General features: G+C 73.6%; 8 protein-coding genes. 4 read left to right on the forward strand and 4 right to left on the reverse strand.

Annotated elements, in window-relative coordinates; all coding sequences use genetic code 11:
- The 3 genes from C1J01_RS43215 to C1J01_RS52830 form a co-directional block, all read left to right on the forward strand.
- Positions 1-487: hypothetical protein (locus tag C1J01_RS43215; RefSeq protein ID WP_220040404.1), on the forward strand; the 487-nt coding region annotated here is incomplete at its 5' end.
- Positions 488-526: 39 nt separating this feature from the next.
- Positions 527-1270: a DUF427 domain-containing protein gene (locus C1J01_RS43220; RefSeq protein WP_111184833.1), complete on the forward strand. Its 744-nt coding sequence runs from the start codon at positions 527-529 to the stop codon at positions 1268-1270.
- Between the two features lie 158 nt (positions 1271-1428).
- Positions 1429-1887, forward strand: coding sequence for an FAD-dependent monooxygenase (locus tag C1J01_RS52830; RefSeq protein ID WP_438943184.1), 459 nt, complete (start codon positions 1429-1431; stop codon positions 1885-1887).
- Here the strand turns inward: C1J01_RS52830 and C1J01_RS43230 are convergent.
- The 4 genes from C1J01_RS43230 to C1J01_RS43245 are packed head-to-tail and all read right to left on the reverse strand — an operon-like array spanning position 1884 to position 7266.
- The gene (locus C1J01_RS43230) at positions 1884-3071 is read right to left on the reverse strand and encodes an erythromycin esterase family protein (protein ID WP_111184835.1); all 1188 of its coding nucleotides are present in this window, start codon (positions 3069-3071) and stop codon (positions 1884-1886) included. The genes C1J01_RS52830 and C1J01_RS43230 overlap by 4 nt on opposite strands.
- Complete coding sequence (locus C1J01_RS43235; protein WP_111184836.1) at positions 3061-4335, reverse strand: M20/M25/M40 family metallo-hydrolase; 1275 nt, start codon at positions 4333-4335, stop codon at positions 3061-3063. The genes C1J01_RS43230 and C1J01_RS43235 overlap by 11 nt, the downstream gene beginning before the upstream one ends.
- Positions 4332-6191 carry a dipeptidyl-peptidase 5 gene (locus tag C1J01_RS43240; RefSeq protein ID WP_181449285.1) on the reverse strand — a complete coding sequence of 620 codons (1860 nt, stop codon included), beginning with the start codon at positions 6189-6191 and terminating at the stop codon, positions 4332-4334. The genes C1J01_RS43235 and C1J01_RS43240 overlap by 4 nt, the downstream gene beginning before the upstream one ends.
- A gap of 4 nt (positions 6192-6195) precedes the next feature.
- Complete coding sequence (locus tag C1J01_RS43245) at positions 6196-7266, reverse strand: C39 family peptidase (protein ID WP_111184838.1); 1071 nt, start codon at positions 7264-7266, stop codon at positions 6196-6198.
- 83 nt (positions 7267-7349) lie between these two features.
- On the opposite strand from C1J01_RS43245, the gene C1J01_RS43250 reads away from it, so the two are divergent.
- On the forward strand, positions 7350-8681 hold the full coding sequence (locus C1J01_RS43250; RefSeq protein WP_181449286.1) for an SWIM zinc finger family protein: 1332 nt from the start codon (positions 7350-7352) through the stop codon (positions 8679-8681).
- Positions 8682-8691: the final 10 nt, after the last annotated feature.

Below are 8691 nucleotides of genomic sequence, written 5' to 3' on the forward strand. Positions count from 1 at the left end.
AGATGTGTATAACAGACAGCTGGTGGCCTCGGCGTTGTGCGGCGGCATACCGGCGGCGGTGATCGCGCTGGGGGTGCGTTCCGGACGTCTCGACTCGCATCACATCGTGGACCGCGCCCGCCGTACGGGGCCGCTGCTCGCGGCGGCGGCGGCCGTGCTGGTGGCGCTGGCGCTGCTGATCCTGCTGGGCGCTCCGACACTGCTCGTCGCCACGGTGACCGCGATGCTCATCGCGCTGGGCGTCACCGTGCCGATCACCCTGCGCTGGAAGATCTCCTTCCACGCCGCCGTCTCCGCGGGCACGGTCGTCGTGCTCACCGACGTGCTGCCCGCGTGGCCGGCCGCGCTCGCCGGTGGAGCCGTCGTGGCGCTGGTGTGCTGGGCCCGCGTCCGCCTCACCCACCACACCGCGGCCCAGGTGGTGGCGGGCGCGGTGGTCGGCACGCTCACGACGTGGGCGACGCTGGCCGCGTTCGGGGTGTGGTGAGGGTGGAATAGGGGGCTCGCCGCCGGGGTTGCCGCGAGCATGGACGTCACGAATCGTGGCCGGGTGCGCGTCGAGCGTACGGCCAAGCGTGTGAGGACCTATCTCGGCGGCCGGGTGGTGGCCGACACCACCTCCGCCCTTCTGGTGTGGGAGGTTCCGTACTACCCCGCCTACTACATCCCGGTGGACGACGTGGACGCCTCCGCGCTCAAGCCGACCGGCGCGACCAAGCACTCCCCGAGCAGGGGCGACGCCGTGGTCTACACGGTCACCTCCGGCACGGCCGAGGCGAAGGACGCGGCGCTGTCCTACCCCGAGTCGCCACTGGAGGAGATCCGCGGCCATGTCCGGTTCGAGTGGGACGCCATGGACGCCTGGTTCGAGGAGGACGAGGAGGTCTTCACCCACCCGCGCGACCCGTACACCAGGGTGGACATCCTGCCCAGCCAGCGGCACGTGCGCATCGAGCTGGGCGGCGTCACCGTGGCCGACTCGCGCAGCCCGCGCATCCTCTTCGAGACGGGGCTGCCGCCGCGCTACTACCTGCCGAAGACCGACGTACGGCTCGACCTGCTGGAGCCCTCCGACACCGTCACGCACTGCCCGTACAAGGGCAGCGCCGAATACTGGACGGTCAACGGCGAGAAGGACCTCGCCTGGTCGTACCGGACGCCACTGCCGGAGAGCCAGAGGGTCGCCGGGCTGATCGCCTTCTACGACGAGAAGCTGGACGTCTACGTGGACGACGTCCTCCAGCCCCGCCCCAAGACCAAGTTCTCCTGACCCGCCCGCCCAGGTCTCGCCGGCCGGTCACACACCGGCCGGCCGGGCTCATGCCGGCGACGCTGACGGAGGTTGCCCGGGTCCTGAACCGCAGGCTGTTCGCCGCGTTCCGCCCATTTCCTGAGGGCCTCAGCGGGTCCCTTCCTGGGGATGTCGTGATGCTTCAGCACCGTCTGGGCGAGCAGGATCGCTCCAGGGAGGTGCAACGGCTGGAGACCGGGATCCGCTACAGCGACAACTCGCGGCACGTGGACACGTACCGCCGGGGGCGGGTGCTGCTGGCCGGGGACGCCGCGCACGTGCACTCGCCCATCGGCGGCCAGGGGCTCAACCTGGGCCTGCAGGACGCGGTCAACCTCGGATGGAAGCTGGGGCTGGTGGGCCGGGGACGGGCGCCGCTGAGCCTGCTCGAGCGCGGCCTGCTCGCCGCCCTTCCGGGCGCAGGCGCTCCGGACGTGGCGGGACACCGCGACCGGGTCGAGCGGGCCGAGGCCGCCGACCTCGGCGGCCCGCGGGCGCTGCTGGTACGGCCCGACGGATACGTCGCCTGGGCGGGCGAGCGTGACGGCCTGGCCGACGCCCTCACCACCTGGTTCGGACCGCCCCTGCGGGGCTAGCCGTCGAGCGGTGTGGAGGCGGTGATCCGGTGGAGGAAGGCGAGGCCGTCGTACTGGTCGGCGAGCACGGTCGGCATGAAGGCGAACTTCGCGGTGAGCCGGTTCGCGACCCCGCCGAAGGCGCGCATGTGGTTGGTCGCCGCCAGCCAGTCGGCCACGGGTTCGGAGCGGTCACCGTCGCGCAGGTCGATCACGTGGTCGCCGGGGTGGGCCGCGGCCAGCCGCGCCTCCACCACGTGCGGCGCGCCGGCCAGGGGGACGCGGAAACGCGCGGGCGATCGGCGGCGCACGATCCGGCCGAACCGCGTGTGGTGCGCGCGGAACACGCCCTTCCCGAACGTCGCCCCGAGCGCGTAATACGCCGCGCCGTGGTCGCGCGCCAGGTGCAGGCCCATCGACGGAACGGTGCCGCCGCCGTAGCGGCCCTTCATGACGTGGCCGTTGTGCGCCCACAACACGATCTTGGTGTCCGGCTCGGCCATGAGCAGGTTCACGTTCTCGGCCATGTGCCGGTCGCGGGCAACGCCGAGCGTCCGCAGGGGATCGGCGTGCCGGAACGGCCTGCTCACCATGTCGGCGAACTGCCGCACGATCCTCGCGTGCTCGCGCGCCTCGGCGGGGCCGTGCGCCGCGACGTGCTCCTCCAGCCGCCGCGCGTCCGCCTCGACCTGCCGGTCCAGCGGCTCCCACCGGGGCCGCGGCGTCGTGCCGGCCAGGCCGTCGAGCGGGTCGAGCAGCTCGGCGGCGTCCGGGCCCAGGCGGGCGCGCAGCGCACGCAGCGCCGCCTCCGGATGCTGCGGGTCGACGCCGGCGAAGCGGACGGGACGCGCGGCGGTGCTGTTGTGCTCGCGCAGCCGTTCGATCACGGTCAGCATCTCGGCGGTGTTCAGCGTCCAGAAGCCCAGCCCGGCCAGCGCCGCACGGGGGTCGCCGGTCCCGCCGGTCACGTAGGCGTCCACGGCCCGCGCCGCCGCGGCGCTGGCCTCGATCGCCAGCGTGGTGAACCCCAGCTCCTCGACCAGGAACTCGGTGAGCCGCCACCTGAGCGGGAAGAACTCCGCGCCGCCGTGCGTGGACTCGCCCAGCCCGATCACGCTCACCCCGTCGAGCACGTCCTTCAGCGGCTCCAGCCGGCCGAGCGGGATCGCCCGCCCGGCCAGCCACGCCGTCACGTCATCCGGCATGCGCGGTGAACAGACGGGTCAGGACGCGGGTGCCGAACTCCAGGCCCTCCACCGGGACACGCTCGTCCTTGCCGTGGAACATGCCGAAGTAGTCGAGGTCCGGCCGCAGCATGAGCGGCGTGAATCCGTACCCCTGGATGCCGATGCGGGCGAACGACTTGGCGTCCGTGCCTCCGGCGAGCACGTACGGCACCGGCCGCGCCCCCGGGTCCTCGGCCACCAGCGTGCCCGCCAGCTCGTCGAAGAACGCCGACGGGTACGGAGCCGCCGGCGCCTCCTCCAGGTTGACGAACTCCCGGGTGATCTTCGGCCCGAGCAGCTCGTCGATCGTCTCCAGGAACTCCTCCTGCAGCCCCGGCAGGTAGCGCCCGTCCACGTGCGCCTCGGCCGTCGAGGGCACCACGTTCACCTTGTAACCGGCCTCCAGCATCGTCGGGTTGGCCGAGTTGCGGATCTGGCCGCGGAACAGGCCGCCCAGCGCGCCGAGCCGGGCCGCCTCCTCGTCCAGCCGGTCGAGGTCGATCGGCTGCCCGGTGATCTCCGACAGGCTCCGGAGCAGCGCCGCGACCGACGGCGTCAGCCGTACCGGCCACTCGTACGAGGCCACCCGCGACAGCGCGTGCGCCAGCGTGGCGACCGGGTTGTCCACCGCCGGGCGCGACCCGTGGCCGGCCACGCCGTGCGCGGTCACCTTCATCCAGGAGGTGCCGCGCTCGCCCACCGCGATCGGGTACACCCGGTGCTCGCCCGAGGCGACGCTGAAGCCGCCGGACTCGCTGATCGCCTCCGTGACGCCGTCGAACAGCTCCCGGTGCTCGGTCACCGCGTGCCGCGAGCCGTAGTCGCCGGTCGCCTCCTCGTCGGCCAGGAACGCCAGCACCAGGTCACGCCTGGGCCGCTCGCCGCGCGCCGCCATGCCGAGCACGGTCGCCAGGGTCATCGCGCACGCGCCCTTCATGTCGACCGCGCCGCGCCCGTGCACGCAGCCGTCCTCGATCTCGCCGGAGAACGGGTGCGTGCGCCACTCGGCCGGGTCGGCGGGCACCACGTCGAGGTGGCCGTGCACGAGCAGCGCGTCGGGGGAGTCGCCGTCGATCCTGGCCACGACGGTGGTCCGCTTCGGCGCCGACTCGAACACCACCGGCTCCAGGCCGGCGTCGGCGAGCAGCGTGGCGACGTACTCGGCGGCCGGGCGTTCCCCGGAGCCCGGGTTGGTGGTGTCGAACCTGATCAGATCCGAGCAGATCTCGGCAACGCTCTTCACGATCTTCCCTTCAGGGTCAGCGGCGGCACCTCGGGCGTCTCCAGGTCGAAGATCAGCCCGTAGAAGGCCAGCTCGGCCTCCAGCGTCGCCACGATGGTCTCTTCCCTGCGCCAGCCGTGCTGCTCGCCGGGGAAGGTGAGCAGGGCCCACGGCCTGCCGTGCTTGTCCAGCTCGCCGACGAACCGCTCCGCCTGGCCGACGTCCACGATCGCGTCCTCCAGGCCGTGCAGCATCAGGCACGGGCCCGACGCGCGGGAGGCGTTCAGCAGCGGCGAGCGCTCGGTGTAGCGCTCGCGCGTCTCCGGCAGCGGGCCGACCAGGCCGTCCAGGTAGCGCGACTCGAAGTCGTGCGTCTCGGCCGCCCAGCTCTCCGGGTCGGTGATCGCGTAGTGCGCGACGCCGCCCGCGAACACGTCGCTGTGCACGAGGGCCGCCACCGTCGTCCAGCCGCCCGCGCTGCCGCCGCGGATCGCGATCTTCGCGGCGTCGGCCAGACCCCGCTCGACCAGGCCGCGCGCCACCTTGGCGCAGTCGTGCACGTCCACCACGCCCCACTGGTGACGCAGCCGCTCCCGGTAGGCCCGCCCGTACCCGGTGGAGCCGCCGTAGTTGACCACGGCCACGCCGATGCCCCTGCTGGTGAAGTACGCGATCTCCAGGTCGAGCACGATCGGCAGGTTCCCCGTGGGCCCGCCGTGCACGAAGATGACGTACGGTCCGGGGCCCCGGGCGTCCGGCGGCGGGTACAGGTGCGCGTGCACGCCCTCGATCGTCACGGCCTCCGGGGTGGGCAGCAGGTCCCGCTCCGGCAGCGGCTTGGGCGCCGACACGACCTCGTGCGCGCCGTCGCCCAGGTCCACGAGCGTCACCTCCAGCGGCGTGTACGGCGTGCCCTTCACGGCCGCCGCCCTGCCGCCCGCCACGGAGACGGTCGAGGCCCAGTGGGTGGCGTCGCCGCCGACCTCGCGCAGCTCGCCCGACTCCGGGTCCAGTACGCCCAGGCGGCGGTGGTCGGGGGTGCCGTACACGACGGCGAGCCGCCCGTCGGCGGCCACCGCGAAGCAGGTCAGGCCCGGTTTCCAGGCCGCGGCGCCGAACTCCGCCGCCATCGGGGTGAGGTTGCGGGCGGGGGAGCCGTCCAGCGGGACAAGGTGCACGTTCCACCAGCCGGTGGGGTCGGTCACCGCGTACAGGCTCGTCCCGTCGCGCCACTCGGCCTGCACGACCGACTCCTGCGGGCCGCCGGCGACCACCTCGTACGCGCCCGCCGTCCCCTCCGCGGACAGCGGGGCCACGCACAGCTCGGTGCCGTCCCAGGGCATGTTCGGGTGGTCCCAGCCGATCCAGGCGACATTTCGCCCGTCGGGCGAAATTCTGGGATTCATCAGGAAATGCTGGGCTTTGGTGATGACCCTGACCGGGCCGCCGTCCAGCGGCACCGCCACCAGGTCCCGCACGTCCTCGATCTCCCTGACCGCCCACACCTCGCCGCGGCCCGGCGGCAGGCAGAGGTCGCCGTACCGGGCCTGGCCCGGCGGGGTCAGCGGCTCGGGCGCGCCGCCCTGGTCGAGGCGGTACAGGCGCTGGTCGGCCCAGTTCGTGAAGACCAGGCCGCCGTCCGGCAGCGGACGCCAGGAACGGCCGCCGTACTCGATGAGCCGGTTGCGCGCGTTCCACCCGGCGGGCAGCGCGTCCACCCGGGAGCCGTCCGGCAGGCGGCGCACCACACAGCGCCGGCCGCCCTCGTGGGGACGCGGCTCGTCCCACCAGACCTCGACGCCGGAGGGCGTCTCCACCGCCTCCACCCACTGGGGGCCGCCGTCGGTACGGGCCACGTCGATCGGTCGAATACTCATGAACTCACCAATTGCCATTGCTACAAGGAGGAAGAGGAACTTCGGGAGGGTGAATGACGTACGCGATGCCGCCGCTGCCCGAGCTCCTGAGCCACACGTGCTCGAACGCCGCCCGCGGGTAGACCCGGCTGACCTCGGCGTCGCGCGGCGCGGCGGGGTCGTTGACGACGACGTCGCCCTCGGCCGTGAAGCCGGTGACGACGAGAAGGTGACCGCTGGTGGAGTAGCACGAGCCGGGCAGTTCGGCCGCCTTGAACGACTGCGACGTGATCACCGGGATCCCGGCCCGCACGAAACACTCCAGCTCCGCCGCCGAACGCAGCCGCGTGACGAACCCCGCCAGCCCGTACCGCCCCGCGTAGGCCACGCCGAACGGCCAGTTGCCGGTGCCCTGGTAGCTCGTGTCGTACGTACCCGCCGCCGCGTGGTCCACCACCGGCGCCGGGTCGCCGCCGCCCACCCACGCCAGCTCCCCGGCGGACGGTCCGCGCCCCCAGAACCCCAGCACCATCGCCACCGAGGCGGGGCCGCACCAGTTGGCGCCGCCGCCGTCGTAGCGCGGGTGGTGCCCGGCGTGCGCGTGCTGCGCGTGCCGCGGCACCGGCAGCTCCACCGCGGGACCGGGCGTGAACGGCGCCGGCTCCGGCGGGTGCAGCGGCAGCGCCGAGGCCATCACGCCCAGCCCGGTCACCCGCGCGCCCGCGCCGTGCCAGGCCACCCGCACCTGGTACGCGGTCACCGGCCGTCGCGCCACGAACGTGTCCACCGCCACGTCGCCGTCTCCGTCGCCCTGTCCCGGCACCGAGGTGCGCGGGTCGCCGTGCTCGGACCAGCGGCCCATCACGTACCACTTCGTCAGGGCGCCCGAGGCGGTCCTGGCGCGCAGCGCGATCTCGATCCAGGAGCCGGGCGCGGTGCGCGCGGTCCAGGACGGCACGATCTGGGTGGCCTCGAAACCGACGGGGTGTTCCGCGCCGGTCCACTCGCCGCCGATCGCCCCAAGTCCTGTGATCTCGGGCACGGCGAAGCGGGTGAAGGCGACGCGGGCCAGATCGACGGTGAGCACCAGCCACATTGTGGTTTTGTACCCCGTGTCGCACATCGGATGGTTTACGTACCGGCGTGATTGTGTCGGTGATCATCTCTATGGTTCGGGACATGACTCAAGCCGTTCAGGCGTACTCGTACGCCGGTCCCTCGACGCTCGCCGGTGGCAGGCTCGGCCTCTCGACCTCCGGTGGCACGGCGTTATCCGGCCCCCGGACGCACCCCAGGTTCTTCAGCGGCCTGCTCACCCACGCGGCGCCGGCCGCCGCCGGGCTGCTCGCCGTGGCCGACGTGGCGCTCACCCGCTACCACAAGCCCCGGCCCGGCTGGACCCGTGACCCGGTGGTGACCTGCGACGGCGAACGCCTCAGGTTCGAGTCGTTCTCGGCGTGCGGTGGCGTCTACGCCCGGCTCGACGTGACCGGGCTCGACGGCGACGTCCTCGACCGCGGCACCACCAACGTCGACGTCAACGGCCCGCTGCGCGAGTCGCTGGCCAGGGTCGGCGGGAGCGACCCGCTCCACCTGGGGGTCGGGCCCGACGAGCTGACCGTCACCACGCTCGACGGCGCGGTGGTGGAGAAGAAGGTGCCGCTGCCGTCGCGGTGGCTGCGCGGGTTCGCCGAGGTGCAGGTGATCGCCGCCGGCTGGGACCTGCGGGCCGAGCTGGCCGGGCCGCACGCCGTACGGTTCCTGCGCTCCCTGCCACGCGGCGCCCGCGCCACCGTCTGGGCCGTCCCGGCGGGCCGCGACCTGCGCCTCGCCACGAGCCCGGCGCCGGGCGCGGTCTGCCTGTCGGGCGCCGGCCGGGTGGCCACGCTCATGCCGCTGCTCAGGTTCGCCAAGGCGCTGCGCGTGTACGGGCCGGCCGACGCGTCCTCCACGGCGAGCGCGTGGGAGGTGGAGCTGCCCGGCATGCGCTACACGCTGGCCCTGTCGCCCGAGCCGTGGCGCGGCTTCTCCGGCGAGGGCGCCGTCCTCGACGACCTGGCCACCGACGAGGCCGCGGGCGACGCCGACGTGGTCGGCATGCTGCTCAACTTCGAGCCCACCGTCGAGCTGGGGCTGCTCGCCGACCGCTCCGGGCTGCCCCTCGACCGCGTACGCGCGGCGCTCACCCAGCTCGGCACGGCCGGCCGCGTCGGCTACGACCTGCACGACGCGGCCCACTTCCACCGCGAGCTGCCCTACGACAAGGAGCAGGTGGCCGAGCTCAACCCGCGCCTCACGGCCGCCAGGGCACTGGCCGCGTCCGGCGCCGTCCGGCTGCTGTCCGGCGACGAGGCCGAGGTGACGACGCGCGGCGGGGTCCGCCGGGTGCGCATCGCCGACGGTGCCTGCACCTGCCCGTGGTGGTTCGACCACCAGGGCTCCCGCGGCCCCTGCAAGCACGTCCTGGCGGCGCGCATCTCCACCCGCACCCCCGCAGAGGCGACCCTGTGACCCCGATGAC

The organism is Nonomuraea aridisoli (genome assembly GCF_003236395.1).
Classification (GTDB): Bacteria; Actinomycetota; Actinomycetes; order Streptosporangiales; family Streptosporangiaceae; genus Nonomuraea; species Nonomuraea aridisoli.